This window comes from bacterium (assembly GCA_029210545.1).
Lineage (GTDB): Bacteria > BMS3Abin14 > BMS3Abin14 > BMS3Abin14 > BMS3Abin14 > JARGFV01.
The window spans coordinates 32,723-50,304 of the sequence record JARGFV010000003.1; the positions used below are offsets into that span (position 1 = coordinate 32,723).

At 53.9% G+C, this 17,582-nt stretch carries 16 protein-coding genes; 9 read left to right on the plus strand and 7 right to left on the minus strand.

Going from position 1 to position 17,582, the window contains the following annotated elements; translation table 11 throughout:
- Nucleotides 1-37 precede the first annotated feature (37 nt).
- The 7 genes from P1S46_00705 to P1S46_00735 all read left to right on the plus strand — a co-directional run bounded on the left by P1S46_00705 (nucleotide 38) and on the right by P1S46_00735 (nucleotide 6,205).
- Nucleotides 38-1,645 (plus strand): ATPase, T2SS/T4P/T4SS family, encoded by a 1,608-nt coding sequence (locus tag P1S46_00705; protein MDF1535007.1) that lies wholly within the window; start codon nucleotides 38-40, stop codon nucleotides 1,643-1,645.
- Entirely contained in the window at nucleotides 1,632-2,294 is a 663-nt protein-coding gene (locus P1S46_00710) for a type II secretion system F family protein (GenBank protein MDF1535008.1), read from the plus strand. Before P1S46_00705 ends, P1S46_00710 begins: the two co-directional genes overlap by 14 nt.
- A complete protein-coding gene (locus P1S46_00715) occupies nucleotides 2,294-3,031 on the plus strand; it encodes a type II secretion system F family protein (GenBank protein MDF1535009.1) in 738 nt (245 codons plus the stop codon). Before P1S46_00710 ends, P1S46_00715 begins: the two co-directional genes overlap by 1 nt.
- Nucleotides 3,028-3,384 (plus strand): DUF192 domain-containing protein, encoded by a 357-nt coding sequence (locus tag P1S46_00720; protein MDF1535010.1) that lies wholly within the window; start codon nucleotides 3,028-3,030, stop codon nucleotides 3,382-3,384. The genes P1S46_00715 and P1S46_00720 overlap by 4 nt, the downstream gene beginning before the upstream one ends.
- A complete protein-coding gene (locus P1S46_00725) occupies nucleotides 3,381-4,424 on the plus strand; it encodes a hypothetical protein (protein MDF1535011.1) in 1,044 nt (347 codons plus the stop codon). Before P1S46_00720 ends, P1S46_00725 begins: the two co-directional genes overlap by 4 nt.
- A complete protein-coding gene (locus P1S46_00730; GenBank protein ID MDF1535012.1) occupies nucleotides 4,414-5,511 on the plus strand; it encodes a hypothetical protein in 1,098 nt (365 codons plus the stop codon). The genes P1S46_00725 and P1S46_00730 overlap by 11 nt, the downstream gene beginning before the upstream one ends.
- Before the next feature lie 439 nt (nucleotides 5,512-5,950).
- A complete protein-coding gene (locus P1S46_00735; protein MDF1535013.1) occupies nucleotides 5,951-6,205 on the plus strand; it encodes a hypothetical protein in 255 nt (84 codons plus the stop codon).
- A gap of 63 nt (nucleotides 6,206-6,268) precedes the next feature.
- On the opposite strand, the gene P1S46_00740 is transcribed toward P1S46_00735, so the two are convergent.
- Genes P1S46_00740 through P1S46_00755 form a run of 4 tightly spaced genes read right to left on the minus strand, consistent with a single transcriptional unit; the run spans nucleotide 6,269 to nucleotide 11,448 of the window.
- Entirely contained in the window at nucleotides 6,269-7,357 is a 1,089-nt protein-coding gene (locus P1S46_00740) for a PQQ-binding-like beta-propeller repeat protein (protein ID MDF1535014.1), read from the minus strand.
- Nucleotides 7,358-7,385: 28 nt separating this feature from the next.
- Nucleotides 7,386-7,997, minus strand: coding sequence for a sigma-70 family RNA polymerase sigma factor (locus tag P1S46_00745; GenBank protein MDF1535015.1), 612 nt, complete (start codon nucleotides 7,995-7,997; stop codon nucleotides 7,386-7,388).
- Nucleotides 7,998-8,002: 5 nt separating this feature from the next.
- Nucleotides 8,003-9,970 (minus strand): cytochrome c3 family protein, encoded by a 1,968-nt coding sequence (locus P1S46_00750; protein MDF1535016.1) that lies wholly within the window; start codon nucleotides 9,968-9,970, stop codon nucleotides 8,003-8,005.
- On the minus strand, nucleotides 9,970-11,448 hold the full coding sequence (locus tag P1S46_00755; GenBank protein ID MDF1535017.1) for a 6-bladed beta-propeller: 1,479 nt from the start codon (nucleotides 11,446-11,448) through the stop codon (nucleotides 9,970-9,972). The genes P1S46_00750 and P1S46_00755 overlap by 1 nt, the downstream gene beginning before the upstream one ends.
- Before the next feature lie 871 nt (nucleotides 11,449-12,319).
- On the opposite strand from P1S46_00755, the gene P1S46_00760 reads away from it, so the two are divergent.
- The gene (locus P1S46_00760) at nucleotides 12,320-12,772 is read left to right on the plus strand and encodes a TlpA disulfide reductase family protein (GenBank protein ID MDF1535018.1); all 453 of its coding nucleotides are present in this window, start codon (nucleotides 12,320-12,322) and stop codon (nucleotides 12,770-12,772) included.
- 20 nt (nucleotides 12,773-12,792) lie between these two features.
- The gene (locus tag P1S46_00765; protein MDF1535019.1) at nucleotides 12,793-13,362 is read left to right on the plus strand and encodes a TlpA disulfide reductase family protein; all 570 of its coding nucleotides are present in this window, start codon (nucleotides 12,793-12,795) and stop codon (nucleotides 13,360-13,362) included.
- Between the two features lie 474 nt (nucleotides 13,363-13,836).
- On the opposite strand, the gene P1S46_00770 is transcribed toward P1S46_00765, so the two are convergent.
- From P1S46_00770 to P1S46_00780, 3 genes are all read right to left on the minus strand, one after another.
- A complete protein-coding gene (locus P1S46_00770) occupies nucleotides 13,837-15,120 on the minus strand; it encodes a multiheme c-type cytochrome (GenBank protein MDF1535020.1) in 1,284 nt (427 codons plus the stop codon).
- Nucleotides 15,121-15,435: 315 nt separating this feature from the next.
- Nucleotides 15,436-15,993, minus strand: a complete 558-nt coding sequence (locus tag P1S46_00775; GenBank protein ID MDF1535021.1) for a redoxin domain-containing protein — start codon at nucleotides 15,991-15,993, stop codon at nucleotides 15,436-15,438.
- A 183-nt stretch (nucleotides 15,994-16,176) separates the two neighbouring features.
- Nucleotides 16,177-17,436 (minus strand): multiheme c-type cytochrome, encoded by a 1,260-nt coding sequence (locus tag P1S46_00780; protein MDF1535022.1) that lies wholly within the window; start codon nucleotides 17,434-17,436, stop codon nucleotides 16,177-16,179.
- Nucleotides 17,437-17,582: the final 146 nt, after the last annotated feature.

Here is a 17,582-nt window from a genome sequence, read left to right on the forward strand (position 1 = left end):
GGGGGCAGGGGCCACCCTGTCCCCGGGGAGGCAACTCATGAAAATGATCGCAACCTTCATATCTCCGGTGAAAGAAAGCAGGGTCGTTTCAGCGACCGGCAGCAGGATCGTTATCGGACGCGATGAAAGCGCTGAAATCAATCTGGATCACCCTTCCGTATCCAGGACACATGCCCGTGTCACCCTGATCGAGGGCAAATCCCATTTTTTTCTTGAAGACTGCCGCAGCGCCAACGGGACTTTTCTCGAGGGAGTCCCGGTGAAAAGCTCCACGACTCTCTATCCGGACCAGAACCTTGAGATCGGTCCCTTCCGTTTTCACCTCTGTGTGACACCAGACCTCAGTTCTTTTCCCGCCGGACCTCACCAGGTATCCCATGATCGTTCCCCGGAGGAGGATTCCATCGTCCAGGAAGCTGTCAGATCCCTCCCGGCATTGATGGAAGCTGCCCGGCACAACCACAACGGTGAAGGGGGGGAGGAGCTGTCCGTCAAAGCTGAGAAGATCCTGTATCAGAAGATCATCCACCTGCTGGGTTCGCACACGGGAACGGGCAACGCCGAAATCCTGACCCGAAAAGCCCTCACCTTGTCTCTTGGTCTGGGTCCCCTGGAGGAATGGCTTGAAGACCCGGGAGTTTCTGAGATCATGATCAACGGAACCGACTCTGCTTACCTGGAAAAAAAGGGACAGATATTAAGAGTGAAGACCCCTTTTGGTGACTCCAACCTGATCATGGGCATCATCGACCGGATCCTTGCCCCCCTGGGCAGACGTGTAGACGAGAAAAACCCTTACGTGGATGGCCGATTGCCGGACGGTTCCAGGATCAATGTGGTCATCCCTCCGGCATCCCTCATCGGTCCCGTTGTAACCATACGTAAATTCCCGGCTCGACAACCCAGGATCGACGACCTGGTTGCCAACGGGACGGTCAGCGCGGACGCTGCCTCCTTTCTTAAGCAGGCGGTGCGCAAGAAAAGGAACATCATCATCTCAGGGGGCACCGGCGCAGGGAAGACAACCCTTCTCAACGTTCTGGCCTCCTTCATCCAGGACCTGGAACGGGTCGTGACCATAGAGGATGCCGCGGAACTCAAACTGAATCAGGAACATGTGGTACGCCTGGAAACACGGCCGGCCAACCTGGAGGGGACGGGCGAGATTACTACCAGAGACCTTGTGAGAAACTCTCTCAGGATGAGACCGGATCGCATCATCGTCGGTGAGTGTCGGGGCGGTGAGGCTTTTGACATGCTCCAGGCCATGAATACCGGGCATGAAGGTTCAATGACGACCTGTCACGCCAATTCGCCCAGGGACGCACTCAAAAGGATCGAGATGATGGCCCTCATGGGCGGCCTGGCCGTTCCCCAGCATGTTATCCGCGAACAGATCGCATCTGCCGTCAACATTATCGTCCAGATCGTTCGTCTGCCCGGTGGCAGGCGCGCAGTAACTCACATCGTCGAAGTGGATGGATACGAATCAGAACAGGTCCTGACACAACCCATCTTCGAACCCGACGGTGACGAGGGCGGCGCTGCGGCCACCGGTATCCAGGCTTCATTCCTTTCGGGAAGCGATATCATGGAAAAGGTCCACTCCCCTTCAATGGAGGTGCGCTCCAATGCACTTACTTGATATTTTTTCGACGTTTCTCACAGGGGCAGCGGCGACAACCATCACCTTCCTCGCGGCAGGATGGTATGGGAAAAGATCCAACAGGGAGAAGATATCCCGCAAGAGTTCACAGCAGATGGAAGAGCAGCTGCCCGCCTTCCTGGACACTCTCGCCTCTGGCCTCTCGGCAGGTAACAGCCTTCAGCAATCCATGGACATCTGTATCAGGAAGGCGCCTGACCCGCTGATGACATTCGTGCAGAAGATCCTTCTCAAACACAGATCAGGCATGTCTCTCGAAGAGGCTCTCAAATCAGAGGCCGATGAGATCAGCACAGGCAGTATGTCTCTGGCGCTCAACTCTATTGCAGCCTGCTACCGTTCTGGAAGCAACATGGTCGAAGCGCTCTCCCTTCTTGCTACTCTTTGCAGAGAGCGATCCAATCTGAGAAAAAAGATCCTGGCCAGGACAGCTCAAAGCAGGATGCAAGGGAGCGTCATTGTGGCTGTTCCCCTGGTCTTCATGATCCTTTTGTATATCGTCAGCCCACAGAACATGATCCCGGTGATCCGCACGGATCTTGGCAGAAATATCATGGCAGCAGCATTACTTCTTCAGACCATTGGCGCCCTTCTGATCAGGAGGGTTTTAAAACAGGAGATCCTGTGATGGGAATTACAGTTGTTACCGGCCTTCTGGTGGCGATGTTTACCACAGGCATCATGGTCCTGGTTACCGAGTACCTTTCCGGGGACACTGAACCTGTAAAAAATATGGAAACAAAGGACAGGAGAACTTCAGCGATCACAATATCCGCCATGAGCAGCATGGCCTTTCTGATCACTATTTTCACATCCTTCTCACCGAGGGTCGCGATCCTTTCCACACTGGCGATCTTATTCTGTTGGGCACTGTTAATATCCCACACCCACCGGAAGGTTGTCATCCGAAGAGCCGCCATCAGACGGGACCTTCCCATGCTCCTGGATTACCTGGTCCTTCAGGTCGAATCGGGCCACTCCCTTCTGTCCGCCTTGCGGTCTGCCCCAAGCCTGTTCAAACCATCAGCGCCCCTTTGTCAGAGCCTGACAGAGCTCGACCGCCATCTGAAGGTCGGGGAGACTTTTCAAGGAGCCCTGGAAAAAACCATCCAATTCATGAACAGCCCTGAAGCAGAAGTCCCATTCCAGGCTATATCCGGCGCCCTGCGTCATGGCACTCCCATGGGTGCGATGCTCCGTGAACAATCTGTCAGGATGAGAGAGCACATGATCCTTGAGGGAGAACAGTTCGCTAACACCGCTTCAATCAAGATCCTGATACCTCTTCTTTTCTTTATCTTCCCGGCGGCGTTCCTGGTGATCTTCAGTCCCGTGATCGTGTCTCTGGCAGGCAGGATACCATGAACGCTCTCGTAAACAGTAACACGGGACAGGTGATCCTGGATGAGCTGGACGTGAGGTCGACCTTTTTCGGACGTTTAACGGGATATGCTCTGAGAGGTTTCATTAACTGTCCCGGTATGCTCTTTCTTGACACTCCCAGGGTCCACACCCTGGGGATGCTGTTCCCTCTGGACCTGTACTTTTTCGACACCTCCCTTCGGTTGCTCGGTTCTTCCCAGGCCATTCGGCCGATGAAGTTCCCGCGGTCGCCCCGGGGGACCCGCCACATTCTGGAAATCCCGCACCACGCCCACAACCTGTCTGTTGAACTGGAAGCGGGTGAGCAGGTTTCGATCCTCTGGAGCGCAGGATGATGATCCCCTCCCTGATCCTTATTAAAACGGATAAAAAACAAAGGTACTTTTTGACCTTCAGAAAAGCCCTGGTCATCGGTACCGGAAAAGAGTCCGATTTTATCGTCAACCACCCGTTCCTGCATGATAATTCTCAAACCCTGGCTGTTAATGCTCCACGGAAGGGTATGGGAAAGAATGGGGGAGAAAACATCGACAGAGGGAAAGTCCGATGGTCGACGGATGTGCCGGGTCTTCAAATACGCTGCCGGTCGCTGAAGCTGCCCGTTTTACTGGCGGCGGTTTCATTGTTAGCGGCCATTCTCCTGGCCCTGGTTCTCGAAGCGGTGCGTGGGGGATCCAGTGCTCAGGACTGGTCTGCCATCCCCCTTCCTGCAAGGGAAGCCTATGGCTTTTGCCGCCAGGATCACAACCATCGGGATGGGATCCTTTACTCTTTTGAGGCCGAGGCAGCCGAACCTCACGACATTACCTTTGTGCCCGGCGGCGAAGGGGACGGCTCCACACTATCTCTTTCGGTTAATCAGAATCCCCCTCTGAACTCAATTAAACTGCCGGAAGGATGGGGTATGAAAAGAGTGGTCCGGATTCCCGCCAAAATGATCCAGGTGGGAGAAAACACAATAGAGTTTCGCCGTTTTTCACAGTTACCGGACACCAACGGATGGGGTGTGAAAGAGGTCGAATCGATCCGGACCGTGGAGCGCCCCATGGACCAGGCCGCCGTCAGACAAACTCTGGAAGGCGCCAACAATCTCCTGAAAGAGCAAGTGCTCGACGGTCCGGATCTCGGCCGTTTGTATGGGATCCTGAACAAAATTTCGATCCCGAACCATCTGCCCGAGCTGAGTTCGATGAAAAACAGCGTCCTTGATATGGTGCACAACAGGATGATCGAAATACTGCAGGAAACCACTTTTCAGATAAGGTCTGCGCGTATCATGGGGGACGAGGAAACTGCCGGGAAACTGGCAGCCCGAACCCGGGACTGGATACCTGAAGAGTGGGAGGAAGGCTGGAGGATTCTCAATGGTTTCTGACAATAACCGGGATGTTTTCGATGAAGCGACCAATACCGGCTTGAAACTGCCGGGAAATTCATGGGGTCATAATGGCGGAGGGCACCTGGTCGTCGTGAGGGAAGGGGGAAAAGTCGTCCACACGTTCCAGCCCCGAGGAAAACAGATCACCTTCGGCCGTTCCCGGAACAACTCCATCGTGCTGCCGCATCCTGCCTTCCCCCGCCAGGCTGGGGAGATCATTCTGGGACCAGTTCCCCATTACCGGGAAGGCGGTAACGGGAGCGGTTCAAAGGCGCTGAACACTATGGTTCCCGGAAAAGATTATCGGTTCGGTCCCTACTCCGTGCGTCTCATGGGTCCTGGTGATATCCTGGCTAACAGGGCCGGATCCGGCAAGGGGGTCCGCCGGTCAATGTCCACCATATCAGGGTTTGCCATATCAGGAGCCCTGATCCTGGTGACAACCATTTGTTATGTCCTTGTCTCCCACTCATGGAACGTTGAACCATTGGAGGCACCGGAAGCGCCCTTTCAAACCAGCCGGGTCGGGCAAAAAACAAACGAAAGCTCAAACGAATTGGCAGGCGGAGCGGCTCTGACGGAAACCGTTCTGCCTGTATCGAGAGACACCGTTAAAACAGAGGACCCACCCTTTAAAGAAAGTAACCCTGCTACAAGAGCGCCGTCCGTCCCCCTGGATCGCGGTCCTTCCGGAAGAGATCAATCCCCCCGGATCACCGCTGCGGGCGTCAACGAAAAAGCAGATCCATTAAGCGCATCGCAGGGAGGGATCAAGGCCGACCAGTTCGAAAAGATCATTTCGACGGTCAGGTCCCTGCTTGGGAGGGGGCAGATAAACGAGGCGGTGAGGGCAGTGAGGCCCATTGTACCGTTTGCAAACCATGCCCAGCGGGTTCAGATCATCGGGATAATGGATCCTCCGCTGCAGGAAAAGTACAAAAAAGCCTACCTGCTTAAAGATTACGAACGATCCGAATCGGTCAGGATACTGAACGACATCGTCATGTGCCGGCTGGAGTTCCTGCCCGCCTGGCAGAAGGCGCAGACGCTTCTGGATGGATGTCGAGTAACTTCGACGCGGTGACACGGAGATACGCGGACGCGGAGAAGAAGCAACTGTCTTCTCTCTGAGCATGCAAAGCCAAGGGCAATCAATCTTGATAGGGTCGCAAAAAGTCCAATCCGGGACTTTTCGCTCCACGGAAAGGGAAAAGCGTCGTTTTCCCTTTCCTTACAAATCAATGACTTGCGGTGCCGGTCATTGATTTGGGCGCCCCGCGCGGGGCGCGTTGATGACTTTTTGCGAAGTCATCAATCTTTATCCTAACCTATCCGCACCTCAATTAAAGGAAGGCTCACAAGAGTATGGCAGATACGAGGCTCGACTGACGAGGGAACCGAAGACGTACGTAAGTTGGTACTTCGAGGTTCCCGAGGAGGGAGTACGAAGTAGATGGCGTGCTATTGTGAGTCGTTATTACCTATCCTTGACCCCGCCCTGCCCCTCTGCTAAAACCCTCGCCATGGATTTCCCCCCCCAGAACCCCCTCATGCTGGTCACCCTCCTGGCTGTGACCTTCGTCATCACCCTGCCCTTCGGGATGTGGCGCGCCCGGTGCCGTAAATTCACCGTCCAGTGGTGGCTGGCCATCCACCTGGTCATCCCGTTCATCTTCATCATGCGTAGATGGGGGGGGTTTACCTACTTTTTCATCCCTCTTTTCCTGGCCAGCACTGTTCTGGGCCAGATCGTGGGCGGGAAGATCAAAAGCAAATAAAAAGGGCCACGGATCAGTGGCCCTCCTTGTATCCATCACCTATCCTGGATGCCAGCATATCTTCTATTCCACCTTAAGGGCGTAGACGTAGCCGTCGTCGCTTCCGTAATAGACGACGCCATTCTCCACGGCAGGCGAAGAGGAAACCGGCCCTCCGGTCTGGTATTTCGTGAGAAGTCTCCCATCCTTTTCCGCCAGTATGTACAAAGTCCCGTCCTGTGCCCCGAAAAAGACCGCCCCTCCCGAAACACGAGGGGAAGAATATATTTCGGTACCGACGACATGTTCCCACTTCAACTGTCCGGTCGAAAGGTCGATAGCGTAAAAGGTGCCGTCCGTTCCACCCACATAGACCACCCCATCGGCAATCCGCGGACTGGAAATGATCTGACTCCCCGTACCGAACCTCCAGATCTCTTCACCTGTATTTTGATCCAGGCAGTAGAGGTTGCCGTCGTCGCATCCGAAGACCACCATCCCAGCCTGGAGAGCCGGCGAGGAAAATATTCTTGTACCATTGGAGACAGTCCAACGTTCTTTCCTTTCAACGATATCCAGAGCCAGGAAGCTGCCTTTCTCGGTTCCGAAGAAAACAACCCGGTTGTCATCGATAACAGGAGTGGTGAAAATTCCCGAATCTGCTCTGTATTTCCAGATGTTATCATGGTTATCGATATCAACAACATAAAGGTGATGATCGGCACTACCGAATATAAAAATATTATCAGCGATGATTGGAGAGGATTGATTCGAGGAACCCGTCACGATCCGATGAACCATTTCACCGGTTAACAAATCGATCATGTAAAAGCTAAAATCGTAGGCTGAAACGAGGAGCATTCCCTTGAAAACCGCAGGAGTTGACTGCACAAAATAAGACGCCTTGAACTTCCACCTCTGCTCCCCGCTTGCTGAATCCAGTGCATAGACCGCACCGGTGTTGTCACCGATATAAAGGATTCCAGCGCTTACCAAAGGGGATGAAACAACCGGACCGGCAGCCTGGAATCTCCATAAAAGGGCCAGTTCGGCCTGTCGGTCTGGTTCGAGCGGCACATTATCCTGATTTTTTTCCACTGTGGCGCATGAAATCACCATGGAAAGAAAGAGAGCAGTCAGGAGCCGGGAAAAGCCCTTTCTCGCCGGTCGCATCACAAATGGTCTCCTGGCAGGAAAAGAGTTAATCGTCCTCGTTCCCTTCAGGGATGCCCGCACCCGATTCTTCGTTGAGGATCTCCAGGAGTCTTTTCTTTGCCCTGAAGATCCGCACCTTGACCAGGTTCAGGTTGAGACCAAGCACGTCGGCTATCTCCTGGTAGGGCATCTCCTGAAAATAACACAGGATGATAACGGTCCGGTACTTTTCAGGAAGCCGTCCGATGGCCTCTTCAAGCATCATCCGATCCTGTATCTGCATCGAAATCTGCATCGGGTTCTTCAAATGCAGGCTGTCCTCAGTAGACCTGATCTTTTCCGGAGGAAGGTCATCAATGGAAACCGTTTTGCCTCGACCCATCTTACGATGCTCGTCGATACAGATATTTTTAGCGATGCTGTAAAGCCAGGTGGAGAATTTTTTGTCGGGATCATACTTCTTGATGTAACGGTAGGCCCGCAGGAACGTTTCCTGGGCAAGATCGGAGGCGATGTCCGGGTTTCGGAAGAACTGGTAGCAGAAGCTGTACATCCGGTTTTGAAAACGGGTGACTAGCTCGCCATAGGCATCCCTGTCACCTCTCTGGGCAAGTTTTGCGAGAACAGCATCTTTTCGATCCGTGTCGCCGGTTACCATAACGATCAATAAGCTGACGCCGGATGGCAGGAGTGGCAAAGACGCGTAAAGTCGATTTTCGGGTGAATCGCTTTTGGATCGATGTTATCGCCATCCCCCACTTTAAAAATATATGCACCACCACGTGTGATGGCGTTGTGAGTCACATGACACGAATGACAATTCATGTTCCCATTTTGCGTATATGTAGCCGGATATTCATCAGGCAACAGGTGAGTTGTATATATATTGGGAAATGAAAGCCAGTCAGCTTCCAGGAGAGGGTGGGTGTGGCCCTCTCCAAAAGTCTCCGCGTCCATGCCGTGACAACCAATACAGAGGTAATCTTCAGGCGTCTCATCGCTCCATTCAGAATCCGGGCCAGCCGGCGCAAGGAGCTTATGAGGCACCGAAGGATCCGTCCCCGGAAGTGGCGTCAGATAGTGACAGGTCAGACACGTGATCGTAGTCGGTGTGTCGCCTTCACCATCGTATGCGGACACCATGCCCGTCGCAGGCCATTCCCCACGATAAAGCGGCGGATCCAGTTTATCATATGTTGATGGCAACGTGGGGTCACCCATAAAATGGCTGACACCCAGTTGGTGACAATTGGCGCAAATATCCGCAAGCATGTCCACAAGAATAGGGATAAAATTCACCTCCACCCGACCATACCCCGCATTATGGGCCCGATGACAATGAGAACAGTATACCCTGTCCGGCAGCGGCTCGCCGTAGGTTTTACCCAAACTTTCCTGGTTGGAGCTTATCTGCTGGGCGATCTCCGGGCTTAACAGACCGTCATTCTCATAACCGTGATGACCTACCGGCGGTTCCCTGTGGCATATCTCGCAAAATGTATCGACATCGCCATCCCTGACCGGTGCCGGGATATCGATGAGAGCGGGTGAATTTTCCATTCCACCGTGGGCCACATGGCAGCTCGTACAGATCATCAGGGGCAGATCGGTATCAGTATCTGTTTTTCCCCATTCGAGATAGATCCTTTCAGTAGTATCGGCTATCGCGGCGATCCAACCGGTTCCGTTCGCCTCGTCGTCATCCACGGGATGGTAGGTCCTTTCCGTAACCGTACCACCGGGGTTGGGATAGGGGGGCTGACTTTTTTTATCACCCCTTTCTCCCTTGTGGCACCCTTCACAGAATTCGTTCGACACTTCCTTTACAGGGTCCTTGGAGAGCAGATTCTCCGTGGGTCCCACGCTCTCGATGCCATGGAACGCGTGACAGGTGGTGCACTCTATCTTGCCGTATGTTCCAAAGGTCAGGTGCCCACCCAAAGTCCAATGTCCCTCTTCGGCTAACATTCCACTGGAAAGCGGATAAGGCTCCGGAAACGGGACCATAAAGCCCGCATCGACAATAATCGGGCTTGCTCCTTTTGTTTGATCATACGGTTCTATACCCACCGGGTGGGTACCTGTGACATTCTGGGTACCGTACCCTTGATGTACCTTATTCTTGTGGCACCGCACGCATAACCCTTCCAGAGGAACCCGGAGGAACGGCCTGCGGGCCGGGTTGTGGGGGTCGTGGCAAAGTGAGCACTCGATCTTCTCGCCCTTCACATAAGCCAGCCCCGTGTTACTCAACTCCGTATCAGTCGGACCGTTTCCCGGATCGTATCCGTGGCTTTGAGGATGGTATACCGTCAAACCGGCATCAACATTCTGATCGACGATCGCGACACCGTCATGACAGGAAGCACAGATGTTGCCTGTCTTTCCATACTCCAGAAGCGACTCCGGCAGTGAGTCCCAGATCAAGGGCCTGCCGTCAGTCTGTAAAGGGTGACAGACCTTGCACTGCGGATTTTGACGCTTCAAATCTTCTGTAAGCTGAAGATACCCTTGCTCATACAGATCATGAGGGGAATTAAAAATATTTCCACCAACAGGTCCCGGCAAAAAAAAGAGCATCAGGACAGTTCCCATTATGGGAACCGATGTTTTGAGTTTTAAAGGAGTCATTATGGTTTTTTCAGGGGAACAACATCGATCCTGTCCCCTCCACCCGCCGTTGCGAAAAGAATTTTTCTGATCTGGACTCTTCGAGCCAGTTTCTCACAAACAATCAGCAGGTCCGGTTCCACAAATACCAGCCCGTTGGGTGAACCGAGATCGATGGGCAACCCGCGCTCATTCGTGAGGAGAAATACGAATTCTCCTTCATCATCGAAGACCTGGATAACGTTCTGTTGTGAGTCTGCCACATATATGTGCCCATCCCTACTGATGGCAATGCCTTTTGGTCGCAGGAACTGACCGATACCCAGGCCTCTCTCACCGATGGCTCCGAGATATCCTCCATTCAGGTCGAACATCTGTAACCTGGAGTTGAGGGTGTCCGAAACGACAAGCCGCCCGCCGGGATCACGGTTTGCAAAGGTTGGATAGTGCATCCTTCCCGGGTCGGATCCCCTTTCACCGATGACCTTGACCAGTTCGTCCTTATTGTCGAGCACGTAGACCCACCCGTTGGGATTATCCACCACAAAAAGCCTGTCATCGCTGCCGGCGATAATATCCACCAGGCCGAACCTGAACCACGGGAATCGAAGCTGGAATCCCGGGCCGAAGTATTCAAGGACCATCTCTTTGAGCTGTATTCTTCGGTCAAAATTGCCGCGAGGAGAAAAGACCACTATCTCTCCCCGGTACGCATCCGCGGCAAAAACGTAACCGTGCTCATCCACGGCGATCCCGAGAAGTCTTTCGAACTCCCACGGCTGTGCCCCCCGGCCGCCGTGCCGGGCCAGGATATCCCCGTTGGGACCGATGACCGTTATCAGTCCTGTACCACTGTCAGACACAAAAAGTTTCTGCTCAGAGGGCAGGTATTCGATGTCCACGGGACTGACAAATCCGTACCCATCTTGATTGAACTGCGTGACAAGCTCTGTCCGAGCGGTTACCTCCTCCAGAGTTTTTATGGCCAAGAGTCTGGAATCCGCTGGTGCAAGAACTGCTGACGACACATTCAAGATCTTCAGGACATCACTGTTGTCAGATTCCTGCAGTTTCCTATCCAGAGCGGAAACGACATATTCGTACCGGTTGCCCAGGAACACATCCCTGTCCAGAAAAGTCGAATCCAGAGTGCTGCTTAACAGGGTGAAGGAACTATCACCCTCTTTTCTTCTGTAAAGGTTGAAAGCCAACACATGTTCAGGGTTCTCATGAAGCCAGGCCAGGGCGATCCCTTCAGGGCGGATCTGGTATGATGCCCAACTCGGAGGCAGGAGCGCCCCAAGTTCTGGAGGCGCCAACCTTATGTACCGCATCTCCGATCTTTCACTCGCTATCCCATTAATATCCCGCGCGGTGATCGTATAGAAATAGACCTCCCCGGGAGATAAGTTAAAATCATCGAGTACAGGGTTCACAGCGTCACCAACATGCAGGAAATCTCCCTTCTCTCCAACACGCCGATGTACCTGGTACTTCACAGCCCCTTGCACCCGAAACCAGCGCAGGCTTACACCACCACGGATTTCGGTGATATCGATCCACTTGGGAGGAGATAATGATGTCTGGGCAGACGCCAAGGGCACCAGAATGAAAACCAGGAGAAGGGAGCTGATTGCCGATATATTGAACGCTCTTTTAAAAAGCGGCTTCATCTATCAAAATTGACAGGGTCGCAAAAAGTCCAATCCGGGACTTTTCGCTCCACGGAAAGGGAAAAGCGTCGTTTTCCCTTTCCTCACGGATCGCTGACATATTTGCCGGTCATCGATCCGGGCACCCCGCGCGGGGTGCGTTGATGGACTTTTTGCGAGTCCATCAAAATTCACTTGTCACAGTAACGCATTATATAACACAAAAGAAAACCCCCATTCATTACCAAATTCGGCAACCTCGCAAAAAGTCCCTTCGAGCCATTTTGCGGGGTGTTGGATCACGCCATAAGCGTGACTCCCCCGAACCGGTTTTTCCCTGACAGGCGCGAGATGTTTGATGGACTTTTTGCGAGTTCATCAAACCTGTGTAAAAAGGTTATCGGCAGGATAGTCAAAATGTGGACAATCCAAAAGCAGAGAGTTACAATAATGAAATTAAATACAATCCCCTGGTAACAAACCAGGATCGCCATCGAGGGTTTCGGGTTGACAAATGAAGCCCTGCGCTGATAGGTATTCATGGGTTTGGGGGGGCATACAGGCCCTCCTCTCCATATCCTCGTGTCAGCAACGGAGGATTTTATTAATGACGTCCGCTTCCATGTTCCCCAAACGGTTATCACGGGTTACAAAGCTCTGCCTGTTTTTGTTCCTGTGTGCCGTAAGCCTCACCGCGCTTGCTCTCCCTAGAGTTTCCATGGCCGCCAACCCCCTCGAGGGCCAGCCCTCGCCTATCTGGCCTGCCATGGCGGACATGAACGGGGAGATGAGAGGTCTCGAGCCTCACCTGGGTAAAGATGTGATCCTGCTCGACTTCTGGTCGATCTACTGCGTGTCCTGCGTCCAGGAAATGCCCTCCCTCGTGGATCTGTACGAAAAATACAAGGACCAGGGTTTGATGGTCTACGGAGTCGACCTCGACTCGTTCAGCCCCCGCAGGGTCGGCAAGTTCATCGATGGCCTCAACTTCAAGATCACCTACCCCGTGATCATCGATCAGAAGCGTGAGATCGCCGGAGCCTACAAGGTGGGGATGCTGCCGACCACCATCATCATCGGCAAGGACGGCAAGGTGAAGATGTTCCACATCGGTTACAAACCCGGAGATGAGAAGGAGTTCGACCACCTTATCGAATCCCTTTTAAAGTGATCCTGGAAAGGACTCATTTCATGAACCCGATCAGACAGACAAACCTCCACCCCCTGCTCATTACCGTGATGTGCCTTTCTCTTTTCCTCGCCGCTCCCCCTTCCATGTCAGCGGAAAAGGAGGGCCTGCTTGAAAGCCGGATCCTCAAGGTCGGCGCGGACGCACCCCTTTTCACGTGCAGCAGCCTGGACGGAAGCGAGTTCGCTCTCAAGCAGCTCATCGGACAAAAACCGGTGGTCCTTTTCTTCTGGTCCTTCTTCTGCGGCCCATGCCGGGAGGAGATGCCGGTCCTGCAGAACCTTTCCGACGAGTTCGGGCGGGACGAGGTCGCCTTTATCGGGGTCAACCTGGACGGGGATAAACTGGGCAAGGCCATCACCAAGTTCATGGCCGACTCGAACCTGAATTTTATCACCGTTTACGACGAACTGAACGGTCTGGAGTACAAGATCGCCGATCCCTACGGAGTGGCGGGAACACCCACAACCTACGCCATCGGGATGGATGGCAAAGTGATCTTTTCGACTGTCGGCCACCTTGAGCCCAGCGAACTCAAGGAGGTCATCAGGCAATCCATGTCAGGAACCTGAAATCCGACAAAACCCCTGGGATCCATCGGATTTCAGGTTGTAGGTTAAAAGGGGCTGCACAAATTGCAGCCCCTTTAAATTTGGATGAATCCAGGGAAAGGTGCAGGAGAACAGGGGGTCCGTCATTCCGGACATCACCCCTTCCTACAATCCCCCCCCTCTGGAAATTCTTTCCCCCTCACCCCGACCCTCTCCCACGGCGGGGAGAGGGAGAGTATCGAAATACACTAATGGACGCCCGGAATGCCAAAAGAACAGTACGCTGCATCGGGATGGACCGATGAACGCCGACCTCCGAACAAAATAACTCCGGCAATGTGCCGGAGTTTCAAATTCCTGGTGCGCAGAGCTGCCACTCCGCGGGTTTTACGTTTTAGGTTTCAGGTGGGGAAAATCACGGTTCTTCCCCAGATACCAGACACCTAGACCCTGCCCTTACACCTTCCTGCCTGAGTCCGGCTCCCGAGGCTATCCCTACCGTATCAGCGGGACGATACGCTCCTCTTTTTCTTCCTCGATGACGACCGTTTTCCTGGCCTCGAACCCTTCGTTCTGGATTCGGGTGACCTGCTCGTTAAGCCAGACATCGTCCTTCCTGGTGTGACAGCGGGCACAGGCCTGCACGATGGTGAGGTTCTCCTGGACCTTTACAGGGCTGAAATTGAAGTCGTGGTTCTTCTCGGCAGGCGCTTCCTGCCCTTCCATGCTCTCCCCGTGGCATTCGATGCAGGGGGGGGCCGGACGGCTGAAATCGAACCTGTGGTCGTGGATGCTGTACTCCTGACCGCCTTCGATAACGGTGGGTATGTGGCAATCGTCGCAGGTAGCCTGGCCTTCGGAGTGGAAAGCGTGATTGTTATAATTTTTATAGATACCGCGATGGCACGTGCCGCAGTACTCACTTCGGGTCATCGTTCTCGCTTCGGTCACCGTGATCCCACGGTCGAACCCGCACACCTCGCAGGCCCGGTCGGTGGCGTAGAACTTGTTGGCCCAGAACATGAACATCCTGTGGCGTTCATGGTAATCCATGGTCCCCCAGTACCAGCCCTTTGACTTGGGTTTGGGCATGAAGAACTCGGTATAATAATCGTTTAGATTCTCACCTGGGATGTAGCCAACAGGAAATGGGAAGATCTGGGTCTTTTTGTCCTTGCCGTCTGTGTGGCAAGCCTCGCAGATCATGTCTCGCAAGTTTTTGGAAAGGTTCCTCGGATTGACGATCTTCTCCGGGTCCCCGTCCGAATCGGCGTGCGCCTCTCCAGGGCCGTGGCAGGCCTCACACCCGATGGATTCCTCCTGGTAGGACCTGGTTTCCATGTCGAAGCCGACCGCGTGACATCCGTTGCAGTACAGGGGATAAGGCTGTTCGTTCCAGTTCCAGATGGAATACGGCTCCCACCTCTCCTCGGCGATATTCCAGTACTTCGGCAGAACGTAGAACTGCCCCCCCAGAAGGGTCATGTACTTCTGGATCCAGTGGCTGCCGATGGTGAAATAGATATCGCCTTTCTCGAAAGGTATGCTCGGCCCGAAATCGGTGGCCTCGACAGCCTTCGGGTCCTTCATGGCGTTGCGGAGCATCCTTGCATGGGGGGTACGGAGCCATTGGGCGTAAATTTCCTCGTGGCACTCCTGGCACTCCCACGAACCGATGAAACCCTCGGCCCCCTGCGCGTGAACCTGCGCGGGAATGAGGCAAAGGGTGATCAGGATGCAGATCGGCAGAAAAATGGACTGGTTCATGGAACGCTTCAAGGCCGGCCCCTTTGAGTAAAGTTCAATGATGCAACTAAATATCCAAGTGACTAAGTATGATAGAGTCGCAAAAAGTCCAATCCGGGACTTTTTGCTCCACGGAAAGGGAAAAGCGTCGTTTTCCCTTTCCTTACAAATCAATGACTTACGGTGTAAGTCATTGATTTGGGCGCCCCGCGCGGGGCGCGTTGATGGACTTTTTGCGAGTCCATCAAGTATCTACGTATCCAAGTTCCCAGATTTCCACCTGCCTGCGATATCAGGTTCTTACATAGGCACATAGATACCTGCATACCTGGATACACACAGATCTCCTTACTTCGGAACAGCCTGGATGAGGTCCTCGATGACAAAGGGGATCTCATCTTCACCGGGCGGAAAGTCGCCCACATGGCTGTACCTGACGACACCGTCGACACCGATGACTACCTTTAGGGGGATAGGGCCGGAAAGGCCGTAAATCTTTGTTGCCACCTTCAGCCTCTCGTCGATGAGGATCGGATAGGTGACACCGTTCTCCTCCACAACCTTGGCGATCTCGGTGTCATCCCCGGACTGCAGGGTGATGGCCAGGATCTCGAACCCCTGGTCCTTGAACTTGTCATAGTTCTTCAGGATATTGGGGATCTCGGCGACACAGATGTTGCACCAGGTGGCCCAGAACTCCAGCATGACCACCTTCTTGCCGAAATAGTCCGAGAGCGTGATCTCCCTGCCGTCCAGGGTCTTGAGGGTAAAGTCGGGAGCCTGCTGGCCGATCTGCACCCTCATGGCGGTGCTCTGGGCCTCTGAAACGCCCGGGAAACAGAAGGTGGCGTGGGGAGCCACCACGAGCATGAATATGGTCGCCATCACGAGTTTCTTTTTCTTCATTTCTTTAACCTCCGAGGAGTGCCTCCATCCAAAACCGGGTGCCGATTCCGGATCATAAATTCCTCAACCTGATAGCCTTTTCAGGCCGGTTCTGAAGCATTTTCCAGCAGATTCAATTCAGGCACCTGCCAAAACACTGCCCCAAATATATATCCACAGCAAGCCGCTGACGTGCTGCGGATATTAGTGGTCCACGAAAATGGTTTTTTTCCATCCCCCCATGATATCCCTTGCCCATGAAAGCCCGCCCTCCTCATCCTCGTGGCAGACCACACACGCTTTCTCGATCTCCTTGTCGTAACAGTTGTCGTTGTGCACCATGAAGTAGCTGTAGGAATGGATGTCCCCTTCCATGCTCTCCTTGAGGGGCTTGGCCTTGGGGACATGGCAGTCGATGCAGACGTGGGTCACATTCGTGGGATGGTGCGTGTGCAGCTGCATCTTGGCCCTGAAATTGTGGCAGGAGAAGCAGAAATCCAGCATATCGTTCTTCTCCCCCTCATCGATCTTGGCGCCATCCGTACCCGCGATTCCGCAGACCTCGCACCTTGCCCTCGCCGAATTGAGCTTCTTGTCGGTCCAGTCACGGTACAAGCGGCTGATGGCGCCCCGGACACTCTCATCCGCTTTTATCTCGAGGGGAATGTAAAACTTTGTCAGGTCATCCCCCGGTATAAAGCCCACAGGATAATAATATTCCCCGGAAATGTCCGTCCCCCTGACGTGGCAGGAGGCGCAGATCATGTTGTACCTTTCAATAGTCAGGTCTGACGGGTTGACGATGAGTTCCGGAGTACCGCCGGCCTCGACGTGTTTTCCTCCCGGGCCATGGCACGCTTCGCACCCGACACCCTGGTCACCGATGGTCCTGTTCAACGGGTCGATGAAGGTCGTGTGGCATCCCGCGCAGTAAAGGGAATAGGGCTTCTTCTTCCAGGACCAGACCGAATAGGGCCGCCACTCCTTTGACTGGACTGACCACAGGCGGGGAAGGACGTAATATTCTCCGTCGATCAGTTTCATGTAGCGCTGGTCCCAGTGGGAACCGATGGTGTACTCGATCTCGTCCCTGGTGAAGGGAAGTTCCTCCTGAGTGAAGTCGCCGAGGATGGCGGCGGGATTGGCCCTGGCATCCTGAACGGCTGTGCTGTGAAAGGTCTTTTTCCAGCCGTTGTACTCCCCCTCATGACAGGGGATGCACCCCTCCGAACCAAGGTAGTCATTACCGTTCGGACCGTCCCTTTTGATCGTAAAGCCGGCGACAACCCTGGCCTGCCCGGACGAGGAAACCGCCTGGGAGCTGCCGGCGGCTACCCCCTCTGCTACTCCCTCTGCTACTCCCTCAGCCAGTCCCGAAGGCACAGGCCAGGAAAAGAATACCAGAAGCAGGCAGGAAAACCCTGCAAGAAACAACCTGGGAATCGCGATCGCAGACCGGAACATGACCTGGAGCCCCCTCACATCGAAAAATCAGGTTCTCGCGTTGATGGACTTTTTGCGAGTCCATCAACTTTTGACAGGGTCGCAAAAAGTCCAATCCGGGACTTTTCGCTCCACGGAAAGGGAAAAGCGTCGTTTTCCCTTTCCTT

Bases quoted from the DNA above. Each gene is read 5' to 3' on its own strand.
- P1S46_00705 (MDF1535007.1), top strand. From the start codon at position 38: ATGAAAATGATCGCAACCTTCATATCTCCGGTGAAAGAAAGCAGGGTC.
- P1S46_00710 (MDF1535008.1), top strand. From the start codon at position 1,632: ATGCACTTACTTGATATTTTTTCGACGTTTCTCACAGGGGCAGCGGCG.
- P1S46_00715 (MDF1535009.1), top strand. From the start codon at position 2,294: ATGGGAATTACAGTTGTTACCGGCCTTCTGGTGGCGATGTTTACCACA.
- P1S46_00720 (MDF1535010.1), top strand. From the start codon at position 3,028: ATGAACGCTCTCGTAAACAGTAACACGGGACAGGTGATCCTGGATGAG.
- P1S46_00725 (MDF1535011.1), top strand. From the start codon at position 3,381: ATGATGATCCCCTCCCTGATCCTTATTAAAACGGATAAAAAACAAAGG.
- P1S46_00730 (MDF1535012.1), top strand. From the start codon at position 4,414: ATGGTTTCTGACAATAACCGGGATGTTTTCGATGAAGCGACCAATACC.
- P1S46_00735 (MDF1535013.1), top strand. From the start codon at position 5,951: ATGGATTTCCCCCCCCAGAACCCCCTCATGCTGGTCACCCTCCTGGCT.
- P1S46_00740 (MDF1535014.1), bottom strand. From the start codon at position 7,357: ATGCGACCGGCGAGAAAGGGCTTTTCCCGGCTCCTGACTGCTCTCTTT.
- P1S46_00745 (MDF1535015.1), bottom strand. From the start codon at position 7,997: ATGGTAACCGGCGACACGGATCGAAAAGATGCTGTTCTCGCAAAACTT.
- P1S46_00750 (MDF1535016.1), bottom strand. From the start codon at position 9,970: ATGACTCCTTTAAAACTCAAAACATCGGTTCCCATAATGGGAACTGTC.
- P1S46_00760 (MDF1535018.1), top strand. From the start codon at position 12,320: ATGGCCGCCAACCCCCTCGAGGGCCAGCCCTCGCCTATCTGGCCTGCC.
- P1S46_00765 (MDF1535019.1), top strand. From the start codon at position 12,793: ATGAACCCGATCAGACAGACAAACCTCCACCCCCTGCTCATTACCGTG.
- P1S46_00775 (MDF1535021.1), bottom strand. From the start codon at position 15,993: ATGAAGAAAAAGAAACTCGTGATGGCGACCATATTCATGCTCGTGGTG.
- P1S46_00780 (MDF1535022.1), bottom strand. From the start codon at position 17,436: ATGTTCCGGTCTGCGATCGCGATTCCCAGGTTGTTTCTTGCAGGGTTT.